Here is a 25,637-nt window from a genome sequence, read left to right as displayed (position 1 = left end):
GTCTCCGGAGATCTGAGTGCTCGCCTATGTCTTGATCGTTAGATTGGACGGGGCGCCGGGATGGCGCAGTGGGCGGTGAAATCGGAGCCTGCGCGGATGCAGGAGGCCGGCTTCACCGCCGCGTTTGCAAGGAAGCTCGTCCGCGCCTTCGTCGGGCCGCGGGCATGCCTCGACTTGTAGGGCGCGTTACCGCCAGACCTCCCCGATCACGCGGTACATGTTGCCGCCAAGGAACTTGCCGCAATCCTCGTCCGAGTAGCCGTGTTCGAGCATCTTATCGACCAAGGCTGCCGCGATCTGGTACGGGGCCGGCGTCGGCACGCCCTTGGCCCCCATTTCCGCGCTGTACCCCCCGTCAGGGAAGACCGCCGCGCCCATGGGCGTCTGGATCAGCGACGCGGTGAAATTGATATTGGGGATGTAGTCGGAGCCGAAGCCGACATAATCGATGCCCACCAGTTCGGCCATGTAGTCGATATGACGGAAGACGGCGTCGGTGGTCAGGATGTCCGGGTTGGACTTGTCGAGAAAGGCCCCAACCAGGTTCAGGCTGCAGACGCCGCCACTCTCCGCGACGGCCTTGATCACCGCGTCAGAGATGCTGCGCTGATAGTCCGCGATGGCCAGCGCACCCGAGTGGGACGAAATCACCGGCTGGCTGCTGCGCTCGATTGCGTCGAGCGAGGTTTGTTCGCCGGTGTGGCTGACATCCACCAGCATCCCGTGGCGGTTGTAGGCATCGATCAGTTGCTTGCCATAGGCCGTCAGGCCGCCGTTGGCGGTCTCGAAGCAGCCGTCCCCGACGGAATTGCGCTGATTGTAGGCCAGCAGGCAGTAGCCGTAGCCCAGTTGCCGCCACAGCCCGACCATGTCCACATCGTTCTCGAACAATGCGGTCCCCTGGTGGGTGAAGTAGATGCCGAGCTTGTCCTCCTGGATCGCGGCATCAATGTCGCTGGCATTGCGGACGATCTTGTAGAGGTCGGGCCGCTCGGCGATCTTGTTGAGGTAGAAGATCAACGCGCCTGCGACGCCGCGGATCGACGCGTCCAGAGAATCCGCCGAAGGACAGATCGCCAGCACCTTGAAACCGGCCGCCTTGCACCGCGCCATTTCATCCGCAAACTCCGGCGCTTCGGGGCCGGACCACTGGTCAGGCCAGATAGCAGAGAAAAGCGTGTCCATGGTCTTGGAGCTCTGCACGATCGCCTCCGCCTCGGAGGAGGCGGGATAAACGTGGGAGCGCTGCGGAATGTCCGAGTAGTCCTTGATCTCGAACTCGGGCATGCTGACCGACGCATTCGTGGCCGGAATGTCGGCCGCCGAGGCCTTGCTGGGCCCGAGCGCCATCGCCGCCGCCGCGGCCCCACCCATGGCGGTGAACGCCTCGATGAACTCGCGGCGAGTGGTGCCCGCCGGTGCCGCAAAGTCCACGACGTCCTGGAGTGCGGCAGCTTCGGCGGCCCTATTGGGGTCATTGCGTGTCATTGGTCAGTACTCCTCAGCTATCGAGCGTGTTCTTGTGGATCACGCCGCCCTTCATGATCATCGCGAAGTTCGTTTCGGCGTCGGCGACGAGGTCGATGTCTTCAAGCGGATTGCCGTTCACCAGGAGCAGGTCCGCGTGGCCGCCCTCGGCCACCACGCCGATGGTTCCGTTCCCATAGGGATCGCGGGGACCGCAGGCTTGGCACAATTCGCCCGCCTTCGACGTGGCCTGCGCCAGCGCCTCGTGGTTTGGGAACCAGCGCCCGAGCTTCGCCAACTGCTTGCCCTGCTTCTTCGCCAGCTCAGGGTCGAAAAGGGTATCGGTCCCCCATACCATCTTTACGCCAAGCTCGCGGGCCGTCGTGTAGACAGATTCCGTACCCTCGGTCACCTGCAGGAACTTGCGCTGGTTCTCAGAGCCCTCGGGGAAGGGAATGGCGTCCTCGTCGTCGAGGATCGCCTGCATCGACAGCCAAGCCCCCTTGTCCTTCACCATCTGCAGACCGTCGCCGCTCAGCAGATGGCCATGCTCGATGCAGAGCACGCCCGCCTCGATCGCTTGGAGGGCAGCGGCCTCGCCGATGGCGTGGACTGTGACATAGGTGTTCCAGTTTTTCGCGACATCGACGATCGCCTTCATTTCCTCGAAGGTGAACTGCACGACATCGAGCGGATCGTAATCGGAGCTGACGCCGCCGCCGGCCATGGCCTTGATCTGCGTCGACCCCATTCGAAGGATTTCCCGCGACCGTTGCATTACTTCGGGAACACCATCCGCCAAGAGGGACATGCCGATGCGCGCGAAGAAGTCGAACTTCTCGCCGGGCCCCGCCGGAACCGCGACGGGTGGGCGGAAGTCTCCGTGGCCGCCGGTCTGGCCGACGTAGGGACCGCTGGGGTAAATGCGCGGCCCGATGATGCGTCCTTCCCGCGTTGCGCGAACCAGCGGGAAGACATTTCCTCCGACGTCGCGCACGGTGGTGAAGCCGCGCATGAGCGCATCACGATTGGTTTCGGCTGCCACCAGCGTGATGTAGGACGGATCGGAATTCAGGACGACGTTGATGGTACTCGTCGCCATCAACGCATGCCAGTGCATGTCTATTAGGCCCGGCATGAGCGTGCGCCCATCAGCGTCGATCACCTCTGCTCCGGTGGCCGAAAGATTTGGGCCAATGCCGGTGACGAGGCCGCTTTCTATCAGGACGTCCATTCCGGCCGTAAGCTCCGCTGAAGAGCCATCGAATATGTTGCTGCCCCGGATCAGGATGGGGGAGGTGTTCTGGGCGTAGGCGCCTGCGGGGTGCAAAAGCGATGCAAAAGCACCGGCGGCTGTACCAGCCAGAAAAGCGCGTCGGTTGATGTAGGCCATGTGCTTGGTCTCCTCGTTTCCTGTCATGGTTATGCCCCGCGATCACGGGGTGAGAGGGAGCACTGCGCCGGATCGGTCATGACCACCACAAAAGCCGGGGGCACAGCGCAACGTACGAGTTCAATCGAAATGCAGCGCGATGGCCCGGGCCATGGCCTCGTTCCATTCAGAGCCGTCGCCAGTGGTGAACCAGACCGCGACCAAGTCTTTGGACGGCGAGACGTACAGCCCCTGCCCGCCGACGCCGCCCTTGAAGAGATCGCCATCGGGCAGGATCGCGTCCCACATATAGGCGTTCGAGAGCTGGCCTTCGGCATCCGCGAATTTCGGCGACATCACGTGGCCCACGTAGCCGTCGGAATAGGCCTCTGGATTGCCCGAGGTCTGAATGCGCTCGAGCACCTCGTCGCTGATCACGTCCGCCCCGGTGACCGTCTCCGCGCTTGGCGTGAACATCGACCCAAAGCGGGCGAAGTCGCGCAGGGTGACGCTGGTCATGCCGAAGGCCAATGCGTAGCCATTGGGGGACATGATGAAGTCGCCGTCGTGGTCGGCGCCGATCTTGCTCCAGACCCGGTCGGTGAAGATCTCGGCGAAGGGACGGTCCTCGAGCGCCTCGCAGACCCGGGCCAGAAGCCAGGTGTTGATCGAGTTGTATTCGAAGACCTCGCCGCCGGGCTTGCTGCGCTCCATCGCGCGCAGGACGGCGAAGGTGTCGCTCTCGCCCTGGTTGGGGAAGATGCCGAGCGTCGCCGCCCAGCGATACCAGATCTGCTGTGGATTGGTCCGGCTGTCGGGGTTCGGCTCGTCATGCTCGGTGCCGTTGAGGCCGGTCTGCATATCGGCGACCTCGCGCAGGGTGACCGTGTCCCAGACCGAGCCTTTCAGCTGATCGACATATTCCGTCACCGGCTTCGACAGGTCGACCTTGCCCTCTTCCTCGAGCAACGCAAGGATGGTGGAGCTAAAGACCTTGCTCGCCGAGAAGGTAATGTGAGACATGTCGGGCGACATGGTCTTGTAGCGCTCGTAGATGATCTTTCCGTCCTTCATCACGAGCATCGCATCCATCGGCATCGCCTCGAAATGCTCTGCCACGGTGCGAACCGCGCCGTCCTTGCCCGTAAAGGAGATGTCGCCGATCGCCTCGTCCAGCGCGGTCGCGAGCACCGTCGGCATGCCGGAGCGCGTGAAACGCGCGGTCGGGAAAATCTGCGACACGTGCTGCCAGATGTAGTGCGTTTCCGGGCTCGCGAACTGAAAGCTCACCGCGTTGGCGGGATCGGCGAAATACTCCTGGATTTCCTTGACGCGCCCAAGCGAGGTGTCGGCGGTCGAGGTCCCTTCCTGCGCCGGTGCGACCTGCGGCAGCGCCAGAGCGATCGCAGTGGGAATGGCGATCTTCAAGGACGTGTAGCGCATGAGACGTGCTCCAATGTTTGGCTGTTTTCGGCGGGATCGCGCGGACGCAAAGATGCGCAGAGTAGTCGTCGCTGTTTACGTGTCTTACGCAGCATTATTCATTCGCCTTCAGTCGGTTACGGAATTCCTGAATTTCCGCCACGCGTCATGATCGGCACGATCATCGCGCTGTGCTCGACAAAGCTCTGATGTTTCTGAGCGGGTGCGTTCCCGACATCCCGTTCCAAATCTTTCAACAATCACCACGAGCATAGTCATTGCCTTGATGTTGGCGCTGGAGCTGGACCTCTTATGGTCCGGTAATTCTGGAGTTTTGGCAGTGTCTTAAAATCTCACTCGGACGATCTGGCTCTGCGTTTCGAGCGCCAGGACGTCCTCGTGCCTACTGTTCTATCAGGTCGGCGCTTCAATACGGCACCGAGTTCGTATGCAGATATTCTCAAATTGCGCTTCCGGCAGATGATCCCGGCCCGCAAGCATTCTTCAAGTGTAGTCCTGTTGGCTGATTTCAGGGAGAGCCATCCTTGAGGGTCGCTGATGGCGACTCTCCGAATAGTCGCCGATACTCGACGGAAAAGCGCCCCATTTCTGTAAAACCAACTGAGAGGGCCGCATTGCGTACTGCGCCGCGTGCCGCCTCGGCGGCGACGAGGTATCGCCTTGCGTCCGTCAGGCGCCTCTTCTGGAAGTAGGCAAGCGGGGCCTCGCCACACACCGAGTGAAACGCACGGTAGAGCGAGGATTGACTGACCCCGGCGGCTGCGCAGATATCCGCCAGAGAAATCGGACCGGCTTCCGCCTCGAAAAAGCGCTCTTCGGCCTTTCGCACGATCCTCTCCGGCGCTTCGCGGCGAGCTTGCCGCGTCTTGTCGGGTGTTGCGAAGAGGTAAGCGTCGAGCAGGAGGCCGAAGAAGGCATCACTCAGGTCGGACTCCCGCGCGCCGCTCGCCAGCGGCGGACCAGCGCCTGCCGCCGCGCGCATCAGCACGGAGAAGTCCCTGCGGTAACCTGTTGCAACGGCATCGGTCAGCTTGAGCGCAGATGGGTCGAGATGCACATCTTCAGGCCCAACCCCTCTGAGGGCTGCAAGCGCAGCGACAAGGTGGTCACGGCGCACAACGATGCCGCCCGTGCGACGCGCTCCGCCTGCTGCATGGAAACCATCCTGTTTGCCCTGCGCGTAGAGCACCGACTGTTCAGCCGCGGTCCCATTGATCCGGTATTCTTCCGAGCCGTCCCACCACATGAAGGCGAAGCACTCCGGCTTGACGATGACAACGCCGACCGATGCGGTGTGATGGTTCACCCCAAGAACCGACACCTTGTCCGAGGAGAAGATCGCAAGGTGGGACGGTCCTGGTCCGGGCTTGAGATGGGTGACGGACGCCTCCGCAACAGGGAGCAGAGGTTCTGCCATGCCGCGATAATCGACGACCCTCTCGGCGAACACCGTGGCAACGCGACCCGATGGCCGGTTCTCCATGGCGTTGTTCGTGGCATCCTCTCCCACCGCAGTCCCTCCCATTTCTCTGGATGATGACCCCGGACGGCTCCCCTCACCTGTTCCAGCGCCCTGCCAGCGCATTTGCAGGTCACGCGATCTTGGCCCCGAGCATGCAGTTTCCCGCCGCACCCTGTCGGCCGGCTGCGACGCGTCCATGGTCCAATAGGCCGGAACACCCTTGCCGAGCGATGCATTGGCCTACCGGTCGAAAAGACCCTGAGGTCGTGACAGCGCTACGATCGCCTGACGTGAAGTAGGCTACATGCTAAAGCGACGGTCTCTGAAAATTTCAGTATGCGAATTCTTCCAAAGTAATGCCGCTCTCCGCCCTATCTCCCATACATGGACAAGGTCGCCGAAGGGGACTTTCCGAACAGGCTGCGGTATTCGAGCGAAAAGCGCCCCATCTCGGTCAGCCCGGCGGAAAGCGCAGCGTTCTTTACCGCGCCGCGGTAGCGCTCCGATGTCATCAGCACTCTTCGGGCTTCGTTCAGGCGCCTTTTGTGAAAATAGGCCAGTGGCGCGTCATCGCAGACCGAGTGAAAGGCGCGGTAGAGCACGGATTGGCTGACACCCGCTGCGGCGCAGAGATCGGCAAGCGAGACCGGGCCTCCCTCAGCCTCGAAATAGCGCTCCTCTGCGCGTCGCACGATCTGCTCTGCAGGGCGCCTGGTCGAGCGGAGATTCTGCTCGGGCGTCGCGCCAAGATAGGTCTCCAGCAGCACGCCGAACAGCCCGTCCCCCAGGTTGCCCGTCCGCGCGCCGTCTTCGAGGGCGGCGCCCATGAACGCCTTGATATCGCGTCGGTACCGCTGAGCCGCAGCATCGCTCAGTCTCAGGGCCGAGCGGCCGAGATGCACGTCCTCCGGGCCAACCCCTCTCAGAGCGGCAAGCGCGGTGATCAGATCGTCACGGCGCACCGTCAGGCCAGCGGTCCGGCGCCTGCCGCCCACGGCGTGAAAGCCGTCCTGCTCGCCCTGAGTATGGAGCAGAGAGCGCTCGGTGTGGACACCGTTGATCCGACACTCCTCCGGCCCGTCCCACCACATGAAGCCGAAGCACTCGGGCTTGATGATCACCGTTCCCACCGAGGGCGCGTTGAAGTGAACTGCGAGGATGTTGACCTTGTCGGAAGAGAAGATGCCAACATTCGAAGGCGGCGGCCCCGGTGCAAGTTGCGTGGCGGAGACCTCGAGGACGGGGAGCAAGGGCTCGGCCGTTCCGCTGTAGTCTTCCACCTTTTCCGAATGCACCGCCGAAAAGGTGTTTTCCGGTCGCCCGTCCTCCCGGTGTTCTGCGGAATCCTTCACGCGCCCCGCCTCCTTCCCTGTCTGACATCCGCGCCTGGACAGCGCCTGCGGCGCGATCAGTCGCCGAGCGTGTTCTTGAAGACCTTGCCATCCTTCATGATGAGGTCGAAATTCGCGTCCGGATCCGCCACGAGGTCGATATTCTCGAGCGGGTTGCCATCAACGAGGATCAGGTCGGCATAGGCGCCCGGTTCCAGCACACCCAGCGGCCCCTGCTGGTAGGGGTGGCGCGGCCCGGCCAGCTCAAGCAGCTCGGCATTGGTCGAGGTCGCCATCTTCAGCACCTCGTAAGGCGTGTACCAGCGGCTCATCTTGGCAAGGAACGCGCCCTGCTTCTCCGCCAGGTCCGCGTCGAAGAGCATGTCTGTGCCGAAGGCCACCTTGACGCCGATCTCCTTGGCCATCTGGATCGAGTTCGAGGTGCCGTCGGTGACCTCGATGAATTTCTGCGTGCTGACCGGGTCGTTGAAGCTGAAGGCATCCTCGTCGTTCAGGATCGGCTGGACCGAGAGCCAGACGTCGTTGTCCTTCATCATCTGGATTGTCTCGCGGCTCAGAAGATTGCCGTGCTCGATGGACTTCACGCCGGCCTCGATGGCCATCTGCGCCGCCTCGTCGGTGAAGATGTGCGAGGCAACATAGGTGTTGTAGCTCTCGGCGACCTCGACGAAGGCCTTCAGCTCGGCCATGGTGTACTGGCTCACGTCCAGCGGATCGTAGACCGAGGACACCCCGCCACCGCCCGAAATCTTCAGCTGGCTCGCCCCCATGCGCATCACTTCGCGCGCGCGCAGAGTGACGTCATTCACGCCATCGGCGATCAGCATCAGGCCGACGCGGTTCCAATACCAGAGCGAGTCGCCCGGGTTCGATGGCACGTCCTGATAGGCGCCATAATCAAAGTGCCCGCCAGTCTGGCTCATCGGCGGGCCCGAGGGCAGGATACGCGGGCCCGGAATCTCGCCGGCGTCGATCATCTTCTTTGTGGCAAAGGGATTGCCGCCGACGTCGCGCACCGTCGTGAAGCCGCGCATGAGTGTGCGCTCCGAACCCATGGCGCCGCGGATGGCTATCTCGAGAATGTCGCCGGTGACCACGGTGCTCTGCGAGGCGCAGCAATAGGAGGTGTGCCAGTGAACATCGATCAGACCGGGGATCATGGTGCGACCGCCGCCGTCGATCACAGTGCCGCCTGCGACGGCGAGGTCTTCGGTCGAGATCTCCGAAATGAGATTGTCGGTCACCACGACATTAGCGTTCTCGATCAGCGCCTCGTTGACCCCGTCGAAGACGTTGACGTTGGTGATGAGGATCGGAGCCTGAGCCAGCGCAGGCGACGAAGCCAGGGCGGCCAGCAACGCAAATGATGAAATGAGAGTGGGCGAATTCATTGCAATGCGTTCCTCCAAAAACGTTCAATTCGCACATAGCAATAAATTCAGATTTTGATCTTGATGCAGGTCAACCTATCCAGGCAACCAAAACTATAGACGCTGGTGCCCGGCGTCTTCCGACGTTGGCTGAAGTCGGACGCAGTTCTATCGGTGACGCCGCCTTGCTGTCGGTAGAGCACGAGTGATTGCTGTCGAGAATGCTCCATCGTGAAGGACAGCAGAAGGGCCCGCCCGTACGCTCCGTTTCGCTGCAGCTGGCGCGGAGGGCAACTTTAGTGACGCCGCATTGCAGCGTCGAGTAATGAGGTGAATGGCCGCAACGGGTCGGTCGGGACGGGCTCGCCCATGCTGCAACCGCGAACGCACCCAACATCAACGCGGTCAATCTGGGCTCGGTGCGGCCTTGCGGCAGCGCGGCGGCGGCGGCCCGGAGCCAATCTTCTTCACCGGTCATACGCGACATCGCTTAATATCTCGGGGTCACGCGATGTCGACGCCTGGGCCGGGAGGGACGGATGGAGAAAGTCTCATGTCCAGAATCCAACTCCCCGCCATCAAGCCGAAGCGACGCCCTTGGAACCGTGGCAGGCTCGTTGGCCAGAAACGGCCTCTGCTGCCGAAACAGGTCTGGGCGATCCGAGCGCGCCTCGAACTCGCGAGCAACCTTCGCGATCTCGCTCTGTTCAATCTTGCCATCGACAGCAAGTTGCGGGGCTGCGACCTCGTCGGTCTGAGGGTCGCCCAGCTCGTTGTCGGCGATCGTGTCCGCGAACGCGTATCGGTCATCCAGAGCAAGACGCGCCGCCCCGTTCAGTTCGAAGTCACGGAAAATACCCGAGCTTCGATCTCGGCGTGGGTGAAGCGGCCGGAGATGATCGGCTGCGCCTTCCTGTTCCCGAGCCGGTTTCATGCCAGGCCGCACATTTCGACGCGACAATACGCGCGGCTCGTCCGAGAGTGGGTGACGGCGATCGGTCTCGAGCCGAGTGGATACGGTACGCACTCGTTGAGGCGCACCAAGGCTGCACAAATCTACCGCAAAACGGGCAATCTTCGCGCAGTCCAGCTCCTGCTCGGTCACACCAAGGTGGACAGTACGGTCCGGTACCTGGGCGTTGAACTTGAGGATGCTCTGAGCATCGCGGAGTCGGTCGACATTTGATACGTTGGGCGAACGGCGCACGCCGTTCGCCAACCAAGACCGGACGTGCGAGGAGCTACGTGCAGACGTGGGCTTCGAGCCCAAAGCGGCCCCATACAACCCCCCGGGCAGCCAGATCATCGGCGGACCCAAAGACCGTAGCAGAGACTCTCCGCGTTCAGCGGCTCGACCCCTCGGCGCAGGACCGAGCCGTCTTGTTGTCAGGCAGCTTCGGCAGCGGCGACGTCTTCTTCGCTGAGATGCTTCTTGAAGAACGGAATGATCTTCTCCAGAGCCAAGCCGACCGGCTCTTCCCGGTCGTAGAGGTCGTAGTGGGACCAATCCGGCAGTTCGACCAGTTGCCGGTCCTCTGATGCCATCGCGCGGCCGTAGATTTCCATGCCGTCACGATAGGCCCCAAAGGCGCCGACCTTCTGGCCGATGACCACCATCATCGGCTGGGTCAACAGCGTCTCGGCGAAGCCAAAAGCATCCCATGACAGGGTCTTCTGGGCATGGCTGAAGACCATCCGTGTCGCGCCCCCAGTCGCCTGGCCGCGCGGGGTCTTGTAGTAGTCTGTCGCCTCGAAGACGTCGCGCTCGGTCATCCCCGCCTCGCGTGCCGCATCAAGGCTGGCAGGCAGCAGTTCATTGACTTGCAGCTCTGCGCCGCGCGCCTCGGCGCTGCGCTGCGCGGCCATGGCGGTCAGCGCGCCGACCGGATCGAAGCCGCTGAAACCCTCTCGGAAGAGGCGACCGAGGTTCACCGGGGTGATCCCGACCACCGCCTTGATCCGTTTCTCGGTCAACGCGGCATTCAGCGCGTAGCCGCCACCGCCGCAGACCCCGATGACCCCGATCCGGTCCGCATCGACGAAAGGCAACGTCACCGCGTGGTCGATCACGTGGCTGACGTCCTCGATCCGCTGGCTCGGGCTCTCGGTCCAGCGGGGGCTGCCGCCGGACGCGCCCTGATAGCTCGCGTCGAAGGCGATGACGACGTAGCCCTGCTCGGCGAGCGCCTTGCCGTAGACGCTGCCCGAGGTCTGCTCCTTGCAGCTTCCGAAGGGGTGGATGCTGACGATCGTCGGGTAGCGTTTGCCCGCATCGAAGGCGGGCGGCAGGTGAATGTCCGCCGCGATGTGCCAGGCCATGTCGGGGTTCTGAAATGTCACGCTTTCCATGGTTTGAACTCCTTGGGTGTCAAATTGGCAGAGGCTGCCCCGCCCGCGATCCGGGCGGGGCACGCGTCGTCTGCGCCGGATCAGGCGCCGAGCTTTTCCTGGAAGAAGGGTGCCAGCACGCTGACCGCCTCATCGACGAATTTCGCGCCGTCGTAGAGGTCCATGTGGTTGGCACCGTCGACGACGTGGAACTTCTTGTCGCCGCTTGCGGCTCGGGCATAGAGGTCGTCGCTCATCCACTTGCTGCCCGCGACGCTGCCCGCCACGATCTGCAGGGGCTGGGTCAGGAAGGCCTCGGCGAAGTTGTAGGCGTCATAGCTGATAAGCTGGGTCAGGCTGCGGGCCAGCCCGTAGCCCGGAGCTGTGGCGCATTGCGCGCGCTGGGTGTGGTAATACTCCCAGGCCTGACGAAGCTCCTCGTTGGGGGCATCTTCTTCCTTCAGCGGCGCCATCGGGATCTGCGCCAGATCACCGCCGGCGGCGAGTGCCTGTGCATCCGCAGTGCGGGCGGCGGCGCCAGCTTCGAGGAAGGGCAGCGCGTCGGCATCGGCCACGTCATTGTCCCAGCCATTGCGGAACATCGCGCCGATGTTCACCGCGCTGACCGTGCCGACGGCCTTGATCCGGTGATCGTTGATCGCGGCGTTCGCGGTGTAACCGGCACCCGCGCAGATCCCCATGGCACCGATCCGGTCGGTGTCGACGTAATCCAGCGTGGTCAGATGGTCGATGACCGCGCTGACATCCTCGGTGCGGATGTAGGGGTTCTCGAGCTGGCGCAGGCTGCCGCCGGATTCGCCCTGGTAGGAGGCGTCATAGGCGATGGTCACGAAGCCCTGCTTGGCAAGCTCCGCGGCATAGGTGCCGGCGGTCTGTTCCTTCACGCCGCCGCCGGGGTGCGAGACGACGATGGTCGGGTATTTGGCTCCTTCTTCGAAACCCTCGGGCAGGTTGATGACGGCCGACATCTCGACGTTCGGGTTGTTGGTGTTGGCGAAGGTGATCTTGGTCATGGTCGTCTCCTTGGGTTGGGATCGAACCGATCCGCTGGTGATGGAGCCAATATGACGCTTGAGCCGCTCAGTGATTAGACGGTAAGTTCTTCATGGACCTATAAGTGAGGTGATAAATGCGGCGCGAGGACATCGCCGATCTGACGGCCTTTGTGACGGTCGCCGAAGAGGGCAGCTTCACCAAGGCCGCAACCCGGCTGGGCATTTCGCAGTCCGCACTGAGCCAGATCGTGCGGCGGCTCGAGGATCGCCTCGGGCTGCGCCTGCTGGCGCGCACGACGCGCAGCGTTGCCCCCACGCCCGCAGGCGACAGGCTGGTCCGGCGCCTTGGCCCGCTGCTGCGCGAGATCGACAGCGATCTCGCCGAGCTGAGCGAGTTCCGGGACACGCCGACCGGGAATATCCGCATCACCTCGGTCGAACATGCGGCGAAGACCATCCTCATCCCGGCGCTGGCCGAGGTGCTGCCGGGCTATCCCGACGTGAACGTCGAGGTCATCGTCGACTACGGGCTCGTCGATGTCGTGGCCGACAGGTTTGACGCCGGCGTGCGGCTCGGCGAGCAGGTGGCGAAGGACATGATCTCGGTGCGTATCAGCCCGGATATCCCGATGGCGATCGTCGGCGCTCCGGCCTATCTCACGCAGCATCCCGTACCGAAGACCCCCGAGGACCTCGTCGAGCACCGGGCGATCAACCTGCGCCTGCCGTCATCCGAGACGATCAACGCCTGGCGGCTGTCAAAGAATGGCGAGGCAAAGCGGGTCCGGGTCGAGGGCGCGCTCAGCTTCAACACCGTCGAACTGATCCGGAAAAGCGTTCTTCTCGGACAAGGTCTAGCCTATCTCCCGCGAGACCAGGTCGAAGACGATCTGGCACGGGGCACTCTGAGCCAAGTGCTGGCGGACTGGACGCCGCCGCTGCCGGGGTATCACCTCTACTACCCGAACCGGCGGCACAGCTCACCGGCGTTCCGGCTTGTCGTCGACGCGTTGAAGGCTCGGCTGCGACGGCTCTCCTGACCTGGCGCTGACCATCTGGCGGCTGTCAAAGACATGGCCGCAGGCGGGGCAGCAGCACTCCCCGCGTGGCACCTGCCGCAGACGGACCTCGGAGAGGATGGCATGGGCGATGTCGCGGCTGATGCCGAGCTCGCGCCGCAGCCGCTCGATCTGGCGGCCTTCCTCGAGATCGATCTTGCCGTCCTCCAGTGCCAGCCGGAACTCGTTGCGCAGATGGTCGCGGCGGCGGTGCAGGTGATCCGCAAGGCCGCTGGCGATGATACCGGCGGGCAGCGCGGCCATGCCGACGCCGAGCACTGTGATGAATCCACCGAAGACCTTGCCCAGAGGCGTGATCGGCGTCACGTCGCCGTAGCCCACCGTCGTCAACGTCACCAGCGCCCACCACATGGCGGCGGGGATCGAGCCGAACTCAGAGGGCTGCGCCTCGTGCTCGACGAGATAGGCGCCGGTCGCCGCGAAGACGAGCAGGATCGTCAGGATCGAGAAGGCGGCCACGAGAGCACCCGCTTCCTCGCGGATCACCGAAATCAGCACCGAAAGCGCCGGCGAATAGCGCGTCAGCTTGTAGATGCGGAAGAGCCGCAGGATGCGAAGCATCTGCAGGTTCGAGGTGAAAAGGAGCCCGATGAAGAAAGGCAGCACCGCGCCGAGATCGATCAGCGCCATCGGGCTGCGCATGTAGTGCAGCCGGGCGCGCCACGGCGGCAGCTTGGGCTCGCGCTCGGCGCTGGCCCAGACCCGCAGCATGTATTCGACCGAGAAGATCGCGACCGAGATCGTGTCGAAGGCGCGGAAGCTGGCGTGATGCGCGGCGTAAATGCGCGGCACGGTCTCCAGCGCCACGGCGAGCACGTTGGCGATGATCAGCAGGATGAGCGCAAAATCGAGCACCCGCGCCAGCTTCGGCCCAGTCCCGGGGTGTTCGAGCAGCAGGTAGGCCCGCCGCCGGAGGCTCCCCTCTCCTGCGCTCACGATGCCGGAGCGGCGCGCAGGTCACGGACCGCGCGATAGAGCGGCACGCCGATCTGCGAGAAGAGCGCGATGCCCCAGCCGAGGTTGCCGATGATCGCGGGCACGTAAGAGTGGATGAAGAACATGAAGATCGCCATGGCCACCCCGAAAAGCCGCAGACCGCCGCTATGGTAGCGCCGGGTCTCGTCGCGGCCCTCGACCAGCAGCTGCAGCACCCAGAGCGCCGCCAGAAACACGGCCAGCCCGATGGTGCCAAGCGCCCCGTAGCCCGGCGGATAGGGCTCGAGAAAGCCGACATAGGCTTCACCCGCCAGCGCCACGCCGATGGTCACCGCGGCCCAGAGGATGACGATATGGGCGAACCAATAGCAAAGCATCAGCGGCACCTTGCGTGTCTTCAGCTTGGCCATGCCCGCGCTGTCAAAGTAGATCCACGCCAGCGCAAAGAGCGACAGCCCTCCCATGGCGATGTTGAAAAACGTGCCGGGATAGGCCTCGTCTATGCCCTTGTCGGCGAGCGTGACGCAGAGCTTGAAGAACCCCTCGCCGAGCAGGATCAGCATCAGCAGACCAAAGCGTTCCGACAGGTGGCCAAGCCGCGGCAGGAATCGCTCGAAGCGCAGCGTGCCGATGCCCGGCAGCAGGTACATCAGCTGGATCATCACGATCCCCGCGCCGAACACCCAATAGGCCAGCGGCCGCGGCAGGAAGGCCGAGACCGCGAAGATCGCAGCAAGGATAAAGAAGTTCCGCCCCATCTCGGAGGCCAGTGAGGTGCTCTCGGCGCCAAGATGCCGCGCCCGCCAGTAGAGCCATGCGGTGAGTGCCCGGTTGAGCGCGTAGCCGAGCGCGAAGAACGGCCAGCCCCCGTGGGTGATCTCGGGGATCGCCGCGGCGATGAACATCATGGTGACGATCTGCACCGCCATGGCCACGCGGTGCGGTATGTCGGTCGAGATGTAGAGCGAGTTGTAGACCGAGTTGTCGGCCCAGGCGAAGAAGATCGCGATGAAGAGGAAGGTGTAGGTCCAGAACCCGGCCCAGTCGAGGTGATGCGACAGGTAGTTGCCGAGCAGGAAGATCGTCACCACGTGTACAAGGTCGTAGAAGAGCTCGACCCAATGCACGTGGTTGCTTGCGCCCCCTTCGACGTCCAGATGGTGCCGTGGGCGGGTCCAGATCGGAAAGTCCTTGAGCGGCATGTCTTCTCCCTCGCGAGGCGATGTCTGCCCTATAGGGGTAGAGAAGGAACGGCAGGTCGCAAAACTCTTTTTGGATCGAGGAAGGTCGCGATCCGGGGTCGACGGCTTGGTCCTGACGGCATCGGCGCAACCGCGGGTCGGCAATGGCAGCTTTGTCCGCATCGGCGGCGCTGCGGCAAGGCGCAGCGAATGGCGGGTTTAGGCTCCCGGCTTTGGAGCGGCCTTGAACGACCGCTAACTTGATCTGCGCTGCGGCGCAGAAGCCCGTTTGCGGCGGCTGCGCGGCAATTCCTTCGTCATGCTGCAATTGCACCAGCTAATCGCCGGATGGCCGGAAAGTCCCGCGCTGCCGACCTCGGACCAAGCAAATGCTGCGGCCTACATGAATGGCCGCTTCGGTGAAGAGGCAGCGAGGTAGTAGATCGAGCCGATCGCCCGCACCCCGTGAATAGCCACTACCGCCCGGTCGCGCCGGCCGAGGCCGAGGCCCAGCAATTACGACCGGCCCACCAACAGCCATATGCGCAGGAGGCGGAGATGCTCCAGATCAGGTCCGGAAAAAGCCTCGGCAGCGCGCTGCACAGGCATTCAGCAGCGGTTCGGCCAGCGCATGTTGATGCTTTTCGAGAAACACTCCAGCCGGCGGTGGAAGACATGGTACTTCTCTACCCGGGGCAGCGTCAGCCCCATGACCGCGACGGCGATAAATCCGTATTCCATGACGAGTTCGATCAAGCCATAACAGAACACGATGCACGCCAGCACTGCGGCGGCGATGTCGCCCAGCAGCGCGCCGAGTACAGCCGTAAAGGGGACGACTCGAAATAGCGCGCACCGAGACAGCCAGCACCCACGTGGCCCTATAGCTCAGCGTGCGACGATATCTCGGAGGCATCAAAGGAGGACGTGCGAGTACAAGTTCTCTCTATACCCCACAAGAAAATTTTTGTGGGGTATAGTGTAGAGCTAACGGATTCTGGAGGTGACTTAGGGTGCGTTGCCGCACACGTCGCCCAAGCGGCTTGGGCGCACTTGACGGCGCGCAGCAGATCGCGGTCAAGACCCCAACGATCCCTCTTTTTCATTCCCTATTATCCACGAGAAAAAGCAGGAGACGAGCCGGACTTGTGGGCGACAGCATTCGCGGAATGCCGCAAGCATCGGAACAGATCTGGCGAGCAATCTCTTGAAGATCAGCTTTGCTTCTCCACCCAGAGGCCAAGAAAGGTGCCGGTCACGATCAGCGCAGCGCCGATCAGCGCCGCCGGGGTCGCGGGCTCGGACAGAAGCGCCCAGGCCAGCGCGAAGCCGAACAGCGGCTCCGTTCCCATCAGGAAGCCGACGCGCGTTGGGCTGGTGCGGCGGACCGCCGCGTTCTGCACGTAGAAGGCCCCCACCGTGCAGAAGAGCGACAGGAACGCCACCGCGCCCCAGGCAGCGACATCCGCCCGGACGAGGAGCCCCGTCGGCCCAGATTGGCCCAGAAGCAGCGCCATGGTCAGCCCCGCGACGGTGGCTGCCTGCACGGCAGTTAGCGCGGCAGAGGAGAGACGGCTGCCTTCCATCAGGCGCTTGGTTGACACCACCATCACCGCGCGGAGACCGGCGGCGCAGAGAACCAGCAGGTCTCCCGCACCGAGCGCGCCCATGCCGCCCGACAGCACCATGACGCCGATCACCGCCACGACCGCTCCCACCATCACCCCTGCAGGAGGCAGCTTTCGCTGTAGTCCGAACTCGAGGAAAGGCGTGAAGATGGTGCAGAGCGAGATGATGAGCGCGGTATTGGTCGCCGTGGTCATCGACACGCCCCATGTCTCAGCCAGGAAGATGGCGCAGAGGATGGCTCCAAGCACGGCTCCCGCCGATAGATCTCGCCGGGGTGCCGCGCGCAGGTCACGGTGAGCTACTGCGGTCATCACCACTGCGGTCAATGCAAAGCGGTAGAAGATCAGCAGGAGCACCGGCATATGTGTCAGCGCTCCCTTGGCCACGGGGTAGCTCGCGCCCCAAACCAGCGCTACGCCGAGCACCGCCAGATCCGCCCAGAGCGTCGTCCGCTGTGCCATGAAACTTTCCGATACCGCCACCATGGCCTCCGTTTCCCGTGTGAAATCACAGTGAGATAGGCCGGCAGGTGCGTCGCGATATAGAACGAAAACGCGATGTCAGCCCTTGGCGAAGGCGGCGGGGGTGATGCCGACGATGGCCCGGAAGTGGCGGCCCATGTGGCTCTGGTCCGCGAAGCCTGCCTGCACAGCCGCTGCTGCCGGAGATAGGCCCGTGCGGAGTAGGTGTTTCACCAGAAGAACCTTCCTCTGCAGGTGCCAGGCGTGGGGTGGCAGGCCAGTGACGCGCCGGAAGGCCTCGATCGTCTGCCTCCGCCGCAGACCGGTGATCCGGCACAACTCGTCGAGCGAGACATCCTCTTCGACGTGGCTGTCCAGATAGGCGACTGCATCGGCGATCCGCCCATCGCTCTGCGGTTCCGACGCAGAAAGCTGGGGAGCCAGTTCCCGCAGGAGCGCGCCGAGCAGCGCATCGAGCGCCACGTCCCGGGACAACCGCTGAACCGAAGCGTGTAGGGCCTGGTGCAGGACGGAAAATCTCTGCGCCAGATCGGGTCGGGCATGGAAGGCCGCTCCGAAATCAAGCGTTCCGGTGGGCACGCGCCCGGTGATGTCTTTCACCAGCACCCGCATCCCCGCTTCGGGAATGTAAAGCATCCGTTGTCGCCAGCCGGTCTCGCTCCCTGCGCCGCCGTGATGGATGTCGCCGGGGCGCATCGTGACGACCGAGCCCCGCGGCACCCGGTGCATCTCGCCGCGGCACCAAACGGCATGGACGCCTCCGTCGATCACGCCGAAGAGGTACTCGTCATGGGCGTGCGGCTTGAAGGTCTGCTTCAGGTAGCGCGCCGACAGGGTCTCGATGCCATAGAAGTCAGGGCGCGACCGCAGGGTCACCTCATCTCTGAGGCTGTGCAGTTCCACTTCTGGCAAGACGGGACGTTCCTTCCGGTTGACCGCCAGTCGTTTATCGCCGGGGCTTCGGCTGGTCAAACGGGCAATGTCCTGAATGGGCTTATTCCGTTGAAAAACTCGGCTCGGCGATCGCATTTCTCCTCACCCAAGATTTGCGGTGCCCACGCCTATCCTTCCTCAATAGGCGACCGGTGGGGTCGGAAGGAGCTTTGCGAGCTTCCGGAGGTTCTGTGCGGTGGTTGGGAGGTGGAATTCATCTCGTGCGCCGCTCGGGCCTCGCAATCGGAGACGGTTGAGGCCCAGAATGCGCTTCAAATGCGCGAAGAGCGTCGCCACCTTCTTCCGGAGCTTGCAGGAGAACGCGTAGTCGGGCGTCTGAGCAATTGCACGCGCCCGATCCCGGGAGGGCTCGAAGATCGACCGGAGGATTTTCCGCGAGGGCGCCTTGGGGCAGCAGCGCGCTTTCAGCTTACAGGCATCGCAATCGGCCTTGCTTGCCCGATAGCGAAGCATGCCATGCTCATCGGGCATCTTCTCCCGGGGCCTTGTGAAGGTCCGGCGGCTTTGCTTCAATTCCTTGCCGCCCGGGCAGGTGTAAACATCGCTCTCGGTGTCATGGGTGAAGTCGGCGCGTTCGAATGTCCCGTCCCTCCGGGCTGACTTGTCGACCACCGGGATATGGGGTGCGATGCCGCGATGCCGGTCCAGCCAATCCAGCATGACGCCGGTGCCGTAGGCGGTGTCGGCGATCAGCCGTTCCGGCGCGATACCGAATGTATCGTTCACCCGATCGATCATGGTCTGCACCGATCCGACCTCGGCCTGACGGATCGACCGGGTTGCTTCCACATCGAGGATCACACCGTTGTCGGTATCGATCAGGTAGTTGGTGGAATAGGCAAAGTAGGCCGGACCGCCCCGAGCCCCGGTCCATTGCGAGGCCGGATCGGAATGCGAGGTGAACTTCGGCTCGACCGGGCTCGCTGCGCCAAAGGCGGCATCATCGAGCGTTTCCAGATATTCGCTGACAGCCCGAGGCGCGTCTACTGGATCGATGCTGCCCGGCTGTCAGTCCTGCTTCGGCGTGGAGTTCTGCCGGTTCGCGTCGGCCGCGATGATATTGGCATCCGCGGCGAGGCGCTGGCCGCTGGCCAGGTCGCCTGCACTGCGACGCCGGTGATGTGGCTTGCGGTACCGACGGCATGATCCGGATGAACCCAACCCCCGGTAGCGAGACTTGAATCGTTTTCGGCGGAACAGCCCGAGAACCGAAAATAAAGCATCCGGAAGTTTTCTTCTTCGTCAGCTCAACGAACGACCAATGTTCTCCTCACCAGCACCGAAGACCAGCGTTCGAAGACAACCGAAAGGAACCTGCCACCGACCGAACGTGACGCCGATGAACCCGGCGCACAACCACCGTTCCTGCTATGGAATGAAGGGAGAACATCATGCTCAATACAACTACCCTCGACACTCTTGAGGCCCGTCTCGGCTCCGCCTATGAGGTGGAGCAGCACCTCCGACGTCACGGTCCGGGCCTTTGCGACCTGCTCGATACGCTCGATGATCCGAGCGGGTTCGAGGCTCTCTGTGACCTGCAAGCCGCCTTCGGGCAGCCAATCCCGGATGCTGACGCCGTCGAGGCAGCGCTGAGGGACATCCTGCGCATCCTGGCCGATCAGACGCCGTCATCGCTCGACCGGATCGGTCATGAACGGGGTCTGCCGGCGTCAGACATGACGCGATGGTATGGCGCGCGCATCAGCGAGCTTCTCGCACGGTTCGACCATGCCGAGTAAAACCGGGGCACGCTGTGCCCTTCAGGCGGCAGGCCAGCGCCGCCTGAGCGGCAATCCCGACGAGTTCGGACTGGAGCAGGACATCTGCGACGTGACGCTCTGGCTAATCGAGAAACACCGCCTTTCTCGGGTCCACGTCTGGGTGGACCGGCACTACACGCATGTTGGCCATCAGATCGCCGGTGTCACCGTCATGACATCACCAAGGCATCCAACGCGGCTGGCTGACGCGGCGCACCACGTCTTTCTCGCGCTCGGCTACATGATCAAGAATTCGGGTGGAGACACTTACGGCCACCAGTTCTGCGACGGTCATCACTCGAGGCATGAGATTATCCAAGGCTACGCGCGAATTGAGGGCGCCTTGCGGCGCTGGCGATCATCATAGGGAATTTGTAGGCACCTTGGAGAAGGGCGGCGAAAGCCGCCCTTTTTTTATGCCCTTTGCTCCTTTGTCCAACATCTACCGATATTTCGCACTTACTGCTCGGCAAGTCTTCGGAGCTGTCTCTGACGTGTTGATCATGGCGGACAGGTCCACCCTGTGCGACAGCGGCTTCGTGTCACCGGCCGGAACCGACCCTAATAAAATTGGGAAAAGCGTTTCCATCTCCAATTTCCCGTGCCCATGTCCCTTTGGGCAGAGTCGAATCCGCGGCCATGCCTAAAATGGCCGAAATAGCGGAAAATCGGGCGCTTACGCCCGATTGACCTTATTTGCTTGCAGAATGGACATTCCAAGCCCGCCGGTGGCCACTAATTGGTGGTCGGAACACAACTGAAGAACCCACAAATAATAGTCCATTGACGGCTTTACCTACAACGTAAGTCATTGAAATATAACGAACTAAATTACCAAAAAACACCTTGAGGCCGCCAGATGGCCATTTCACCCAGAGAAAATGGCCATCGAAATTTCGTAAAAAAATGCCGCCCGAAGGCGACATGATCTGGGTTTCAGGGAAAGGTCAGGCTCTGAGGCTCAGCCCATCAGGAAATACGAGTCCTGGGATAGGCCGGGCGGAGGAGATTCGAGCAGCGCCTTGATCTCCTCCGGATCGACAACCACGGCCGCGAAGCCGTGTGCGCCGGTCACCCGGTAGACCCGCTTCAGATGGCCGAGGAACATCAGTTCGAGGATGAACTTCACCCCCGCGCGGGATTTCTCGGCCGACTTGGAGAGATGGACAAAGCCCTCGGGCGCCTCGTCGATCTCCTGGAAGCTCGTCTCCAGGAACCGAAGGATTGGCTTCACGCCCCGGCCATCGACCGCCTTCCCGATCTTGCTAGCCAGAGCACGCTGATCCTGCACACGGTGCAGCTGCCCGATCTCAATAAGAAGCGCGACCAGCGGGCGAGAGGCTCCGAGCATGTTCGGCAGGTGCGTGACCGGGACAGCATGCTTCACGACATCGATCAGATCGCGCGCTGCGGTGTAGTCGACCACGAGCTGGTTGCTCCCCTGCTCCGCTTCCGCCGGGCTCAACAGCCCCGCGACCTGCAGGACGTTGCGCAGCGTTCTGGCGTCGAGACCTTCGGCCTTTGCGATCGACGCCACGCTGCAGAGGTGGGGATCGGTAACCGGCTTGCCCAAGAGCATGTGTCCCTTGCTGAGCGGGGTGGTCTCGAGGATTACATCTCGGAGCATGTCGCGAATAGGCCCCGGATTCTTGGACAGCCGGCTACCGGAGAGCCAGGCATGCAACATGCCAAAGGCCGCGCGCGGCGCGGCTCTCTTCCCTCTGCATGCCGTGACGCGCGCCATGAGATACTCCCGGATCGCCGCACCGCCTTCCGACACGATGGACCAGCCCGCACGCCCGGCCTCATCCCACATGTCATGGTTCATGTCCGAGGCTTTCAGCTTCGGACCAAAGGCATCAAGGGCACCCAGCATCTCGGTCGCGCGCACCGCCTGGTCGATATCCTGACCATCCAACCATGCGGGCCCGGTGCAGCCCTCCAGACGCGCCACCGCGTAGTCCTGCAGCGGCGAGACAACGCGGGCACGACCCGGCACCTGCCGCTCGGCCGCGATCAAGGAAGTCATGGCCTGCAGTTCATGCGCGATGTCATCCCACTTCCCCGACCGCAGATCCCGAAGCGCTGTTCCGTGGATCGGACAGGTCCGCACCGGTGCCAACCGCCAGATGAGCCGGTGACGCAGCGTGGCACCCGGCAAACGCGCCCCGGTGAGATCATCGTCCAGGCAGGCAGAACAGATCCGTGTCACAGGACCGGTCGTGAACTCGGCTGCGAACTCCAGCCCCCGCAACTGGTAGCGCCGACCACCAACTGCGCTGATCGTATTGCACAACACCGCTGCGGGATCGTGCCCTGCCCGCTCGCACAGCCGCAGAACCGCCGACTCGTCGCCCCGCGCGAGGTCCACGAGGGGAATGCCGAGGTCCGTCAGAAACGACAGAACGCGATCGCGGGTGTGGAAGGCGGCCTGCCGCGCCGCCCAGGAGAGAGGAGTCTCATCATCGACAAACGGAAGCATGGGGAAAAGCGTGCTCATGAGACCGCCCTCACCGCTTTTTCCGACGCGGTTGTTCTTCCTCCTCGACCGCATCGGGTTTCAGGAGCCAGTAGTGTTCGGCGTAGAAGACGTTGTCGGCGGCCGTGCAGGCCTCGTTCATCGCATAGGCGGCAGCGAAATGCCCGATATCCAGGTCGTCGTCGCCGCGCCCGATGGCGATTTCCATGGCCTGCAGCAGCAGCTCGAGGGCCCGTCCGAACCGATAGCGCGCCCCGTGGAAGATGCGTCCGATCAGATCCGCTTCGACCGGCGCCCCGAGCCCCACCCGTTCGCAGTACTGCGTGATCACATCACGGAAACTGTCGCCATCGACCTGCTCCACGAGATCGGGCAGCACCATCGCGGTGAACCTGCGCTGCACCTGCGGATCCGTACGAATGACCTTGGCGAGGTCTTCCGTGCCGGACAGGACCACGACGACGGCATCGTCGCCTTGCATCAGGGATTTCAGTGCCCGCAGGATCAGCTTGCGGTCCGCGCAGAAGAGATCCTGCGCCTCGTCGATCCAGAGCACCGAGATCCCGAGAAGCTGCAAGCGGTGACGCAGATCCTGCCAGAGCGACCAGGCCTCCTTGCGCGGATTCGCATCGGGGTAGCCACTCTCCGCCAACAGGGCGAGCGTCATACTCTTGAACGTCGCAGGACTCGGCACCGAACATCCAAGATAGCGCGGCCGCCCGTATTCGCCCTCCTGCAACACCGTGAGTTTGGACAGCGTGCGCTCCAACAGGTGGGACTTGCCGCTTCCCGGCCCCCCGATCAGCATGACCCCACGGGTTTCCCCAGTCCGGGTGAAGCGCTTGACAACAGGGGTCAGAGCCCCCTGTTCGTCCGTAGCAAGAAGGCGCGTCGTGTGCATTGCCGCCTCGGCATCACGCGCGGAGCCGATATGAAGGCTGCGGACACGTTCCAGAGCACTTTTTGCGGTATCAGCTTGTGCCATGATCAGTCCTCCTCGATGGTCATGTTGGATTTGGGCGAGGTGGGCGTAACGCCGCGCCCTTTGGCCGCCCGCTTCGCAGGTTTGGCGGGCGTCTCCGGCGTGCTGGGTTTCTCAGCCGCCACGGTCAGTTCGGAGGAGGCGGGGATCTCCATGCCGATACCGTCTTTCACCTGGCGCAGTTCTTTGCGCTCAACGAACTCGATGCCGGCCAGAAGCTTCTTCTCTTCCTTCGCGCAGCGTTTCTCGGACCAGTCCTCGAGGTTGAGACCGGCCGCGGCCATCGCGGCTTCGTTGCGCGCCTTGATCGCCGTGATGGCGTCACGGACGGCAACATTGTCGAGGCGGTTCGACTTCGGATTCGCGTCGCGGACATGACGGACGGCCGTCAGCCAGGTCTGGGCTGCGACGCCCTGCAGCGAAGTGTCAAGCGCAGGCACGTCGTACCATTTCTTGCCCCATTTGACCGAGATGGCGCCGATATCCTTGGGGTGCCAGCGCACGGAAACCTTTTCCGGGTCCTCGCGGCGCAGATAGGTTTGCATCGCCTCGGACTGGTAACGCACGCCCAGAACGGTGATGCCGGTCTTGTCCAGGCGGTACTCGCGCTGCTGGCCGAAGCACAGCCGCATCATCTCCGCGTCCGGCGGCGGCGTCACGCCATGCAGCTTCGACAGGCGACGCCAAGCCTTCACAGGGGTTTCTCCGCCCAGCCCGTGATGGGGCGTGTTGTGGTAGATGTCGATCACCCAACGCAGCAGCGCGAAGGTAAAGTCATCCAAGGTAAGCGCGGCGCGCTTTTCGGGATCTGCATCGCCCTTTTCCATGATGCTGGAGAACGTGTGGCCAGAGAGGCGCGGCGCGAGGTCGCTCGCGGCGCTGTAGAAGACACGCTCGATCGTTCCGCGGTTTTCCGGCACCCCGTTAATCCCCATCTCCCACATCACGCCGAGATCCTCAGCCGCCATGCGAAAACGCATCGACTTGAAGGCAGAGCCGCCATCGAAGACGATCAGTTCGGGCGTGCCATGCATGTCCCAAGGTGTCAGGGCCCCGACAGCGTCCGCCCACGCCCCCTTGTTGGTCGTGATCATCTGCAGGAGCTGCACCGCTGCCTCGGAGTTCGCAGAACGGCTCAGGACCATGCCGACGATGCAGCGCGTGGCACAGCAGATCGCTGCAGTCAGCGTCCAGCGGTCCTTGGCCTTGGCCTTTTCCTTGTAGCGGGGATCTTTGTCGTCACCTTTGACGTAGAGGCCGAGTTGCCGCTTCTCGTCATCGCTGAGCATGCCATAGATGTTCGTACTCTCGAGCAGGGTCGAGACATCCACCGTCCATTCGTCGATCTCGACGCGTTCCAACGGGCGGGTCACGCCGAGCCCATTCAGAACGGGCCGGAACTTCTTGCGGGCTGCAGCCTCGCCATTGCGCGCAACTTCCACGCGAAACGGGTCCAGTGCCCGGATCGCCCGGCGCACCGTCTCGCGGCTCGGCACGAGGAGATGATCGTCCTTGTCGGTGTATTTTTCGTTGCGTGCATGGATGGCGAGCGCGACATTCTCATAGATCTGCTGCATCGTCGGCTTGTCCTGCGAAAGATACCCTTGGACTTCCTTTCGCATGATGGCAGCCACCTCGGGGTCGAGACGGGTGCCCCGCCATCCGCGCCGATCCATATTGTCCAGGTGGCCGATCAGCCTCAGGTCACGGAGGTCTGCGAGCCAGCGGCGCAGCGTGCGCGGGCTTGGAACCTCGCCCATGTTCTCAGAGGGCAGGATATCCAGCGCACCAGAGGGCATGTGCGGCTTCGCCAATTGCGTCGCGCGACCGACCAGCATGTCCATCGATGCGGCAATGGAGGCATCGGTGAACTTCATCAGTTTTTCGCGGTGCATGTCGAGCGCGGCCTGACAATATGCATCCTTGCGCACGAAACGCCGAAGAGGCCGCACGGACAGCGCCCCAAGCGCCACGCCATCCGTCAGCTGCCGTTTCCGCGCAGCCTCCGGATTGAAGAAGTCACGCTCGACGCGGATGCGGCCCAAGTTACCCAGATCGGCAAGCTCTTCATGGGAGAACTGCCGCGCAAGGCCCCCATGGTCATCATGCGTCATGACGAAGCCCTTCTCGGTTTCCATGTGGAGACGGAAGGCCATGCCGTCGATGGTAACACGGTCAAAGCGGCCAAAGGCATAGCGGGAATTTTCGGTGGTGAAGGAGAGATCCATTTCGAAGTCCTTTTCGGATGTTTCGCGCTGCACAAGGCAGCAGGAGAGAGTGCGGTTGCCGAACGGCACCGCTTTGAAGAGGGATGGGTTGAGTGAGTGTGGGTTGCGGTGCGG

Annotated in this window: 20 protein-coding genes and 1 pseudogene; 5 read left to right on the top strand and 16 right to left on the bottom strand. The window is 63.0% G+C overall.

Features of this window, described 5'->3' with window-relative positions:
• Nucleotides 1-186: 186 nt before the first annotated feature.
• The 6 genes from LC039_RS26095 to LC039_RS26070 form a co-directional block, all read right to left on the bottom strand.
• Nucleotides 187-1,488, bottom strand: a complete 1,302-nt coding sequence (locus tag LC039_RS26095; RefSeq protein WP_226629731.1) for a dipeptidase — start codon at nt 1,486-1,488, stop codon at nt 187-189.
• Nucleotides 1,489-1,501: 13 nt separating this feature from the next.
• The gene (locus LC039_RS26090) at nt 1,502-2,860 is read right to left on the bottom strand and encodes a metal-dependent hydrolase family protein (protein ID WP_226629729.1); all 1,359 of its coding nucleotides are present in this window, start codon (nt 2,858-2,860) and stop codon (nt 1,502-1,504) included.
• Between the two features lie 120 nt (nt 2,861-2,980).
• Nucleotides 2,981-4,282 (bottom strand): serine hydrolase domain-containing protein, encoded by a 1,302-nt coding sequence (locus LC039_RS26085; protein WP_226629727.1) that lies wholly within the window; start codon nt 4,280-4,282, stop codon nt 2,981-2,983.
• A gap of 508 nt (nt 4,283-4,790) precedes the next feature.
• Nucleotides 4,791-5,792, bottom strand: a complete 1,002-nt coding sequence (locus LC039_RS27025) for a helix-turn-helix domain-containing protein (RefSeq protein WP_226629726.1) — start codon at nt 5,790-5,792, stop codon at nt 4,791-4,793.
• Nucleotides 5,793-6,115: 323 nt separating this feature from the next.
• Nucleotides 6,116-7,096 (bottom strand): helix-turn-helix domain-containing protein, encoded by a 981-nt coding sequence (locus LC039_RS27020; RefSeq protein ID WP_226629724.1) that lies wholly within the window; start codon nt 7,094-7,096, stop codon nt 6,116-6,118.
• A gap of 56 nt (nt 7,097-7,152) precedes the next feature.
• Nucleotides 7,153-8,487, bottom strand: coding sequence for a metal-dependent hydrolase family protein (locus LC039_RS26070; protein WP_226629722.1), 1,335 nt, complete (start codon nt 8,485-8,487; stop codon nt 7,153-7,155).
• Between the two features lie 532 nt (nt 8,488-9,019).
• Here LC039_RS26070 and LC039_RS26065 point away from each other — a divergent pair.
• A complete protein-coding gene (locus LC039_RS26065) occupies nt 9,020-9,652 on the top strand; it encodes a tyrosine-type recombinase/integrase (RefSeq protein ID WP_224907211.1) in 633 nt (210 codons plus the stop codon).
• 200 nt (nt 9,653-9,852) lie between these two features.
• Here the strand turns inward: LC039_RS26065 and LC039_RS26060 are convergent, their stop codons facing one another.
• Complete coding sequence (locus LC039_RS26060) at nt 9,853-10,815, bottom strand: alpha/beta hydrolase (protein WP_226629720.1); 963 nt, start codon at nt 10,813-10,815, stop codon at nt 9,853-9,855.
• 80 nt (nt 10,816-10,895) lie between these two features.
• Nucleotides 10,896-11,828, bottom strand: coding sequence for an alpha/beta hydrolase (locus LC039_RS26055; protein WP_226629718.1), 933 nt, complete (start codon nt 11,826-11,828; stop codon nt 10,896-10,898).
• 116 nt (nt 11,829-11,944) lie between these two features.
• Here LC039_RS26055 and LC039_RS26050 point away from each other — a divergent pair, with 116 nt between their 5' ends.
• Nucleotides 11,945-12,850: a LysR family transcriptional regulator gene (locus tag LC039_RS26050; RefSeq protein ID WP_226629716.1), complete on the top strand. Its 906-nt coding sequence runs from the start codon at nt 11,945-11,947 to the stop codon at nt 12,848-12,850.
• On the opposite strand, the gene LC039_RS26045 is transcribed toward LC039_RS26050, so the two are convergent.
• Both LC039_RS26045 and LC039_RS26040 read right to left on the bottom strand, forming a co-directional pair.
• Nucleotides 12,791-13,825 (bottom strand): ion transporter, encoded by a 1,035-nt coding sequence (locus LC039_RS26045; protein WP_226629715.1) that lies wholly within the window; start codon nt 13,823-13,825, stop codon nt 12,791-12,793. The genes LC039_RS26050 and LC039_RS26045 overlap by 60 nt on opposite strands.
• The gene (locus tag LC039_RS26040) at nt 13,822-15,027 is read right to left on the bottom strand and encodes a low temperature requirement protein A (protein WP_226629713.1); all 1,206 of its coding nucleotides are present in this window, start codon (nt 15,025-15,027) and stop codon (nt 13,822-13,824) included. The genes LC039_RS26045 and LC039_RS26040 overlap by 4 nt, the downstream gene beginning before the upstream one ends.
• Nucleotides 15,028-15,564: 537 nt before the next feature.
• Between LC039_RS26040 and LC039_RS26035 the strand changes: the two genes are divergently transcribed.
• Entirely contained in the window at nt 15,565-15,855 is a 291-nt protein-coding gene (locus LC039_RS26035) for a hypothetical protein (RefSeq protein ID WP_226629711.1), read from the top strand.
• Nucleotides 15,856-16,220: 365 nt separating this feature from the next.
• Here the strand turns inward: LC039_RS26035 and LC039_RS26030 are convergent, their stop codons facing one another.
• The 3 genes and pseudogenes from LC039_RS26030 to LC039_RS26020 all read right to left on the bottom strand — a co-directional run.
• On the bottom strand, nt 16,221-17,096 hold the full coding sequence (locus LC039_RS26030; protein ID WP_226629709.1) for a DMT family transporter: 876 nt from the start codon (nt 17,094-17,096) through the stop codon (nt 16,221-16,223).
• Nucleotides 17,097-17,195: 99 nt separating this feature from the next.
• Nucleotides 17,196-18,020 carry an AraC family transcriptional regulator gene (locus LC039_RS26025; protein ID WP_226629707.1) on the bottom strand — a complete coding sequence of 275 codons (825 nt, stop codon included), beginning with the start codon at nt 18,018-18,020 and terminating at the stop codon, nt 17,196-17,198.
• Between the two features lie 168 nt (nt 18,021-18,188).
• Nucleotides 18,189-19,175, bottom strand: a pseudogene (locus LC039_RS26020) (transposase); the annotation flags it as partial.
• 287 nt (nt 19,176-19,462) lie between these two features.
• Between LC039_RS26020 and LC039_RS26015 the strand changes: the two are divergent.
• Nucleotides 19,463-19,813 (top strand): hypothetical protein, encoded by a 351-nt coding sequence (locus LC039_RS26015; protein ID WP_226629705.1) that lies wholly within the window; start codon nt 19,463-19,465, stop codon nt 19,811-19,813.
• Entirely contained in the window at nt 19,803-20,201 is a 399-nt protein-coding gene (locus tag LC039_RS26010) for a hypothetical protein (RefSeq protein ID WP_226629703.1), read from the top strand. Before LC039_RS26015 ends, LC039_RS26010 begins: the two co-directional genes overlap by 11 nt.
• 594 nt (nt 20,202-20,795) lie before the next feature.
• On the opposite strand, the gene LC039_RS26005 is transcribed toward LC039_RS26010, so the two are convergent.
• Genes LC039_RS26005 through LC039_RS25995 form a run of 3 tightly spaced genes read right to left on the bottom strand, consistent with a single transcriptional unit; the run spans nt 20,796 to nt 25,592 of the window.
• Nucleotides 20,796-22,334 (bottom strand): TniQ family protein, encoded by a 1,539-nt coding sequence (locus tag LC039_RS26005; protein ID WP_226629702.1) that lies wholly within the window; start codon nt 22,332-22,334, stop codon nt 20,796-20,798.
• A gap of 10 nt (nt 22,335-22,344) precedes the next feature.
• Nucleotides 22,345-23,298 (bottom strand): TniB family NTP-binding protein, encoded by a 954-nt coding sequence (locus LC039_RS26000; protein WP_226629689.1) that lies wholly within the window; start codon nt 23,296-23,298, stop codon nt 22,345-22,347.
• Between the two features lie 2 nt (nt 23,299-23,300).
• Nucleotides 23,301-25,592: a transposase family protein gene (locus LC039_RS25995; protein WP_226629687.1), complete on the bottom strand. Its 2,292-nt coding sequence runs from the start codon at nt 25,590-25,592 to the stop codon at nt 23,301-23,303.
• Between the last annotated feature and the right edge of the window lie 45 nt (nt 25,593-25,637).

This window comes from Alloyangia pacifica (assembly GCF_020524285.1).
Taxonomy (GTDB): Bacteria; Pseudomonadota; Alphaproteobacteria; order Rhodobacterales; family Rhodobacteraceae; genus Salipiger; species Salipiger pacificus_B.
This window is presented reverse-complemented; position numbering and strand designations above follow the sequence as displayed.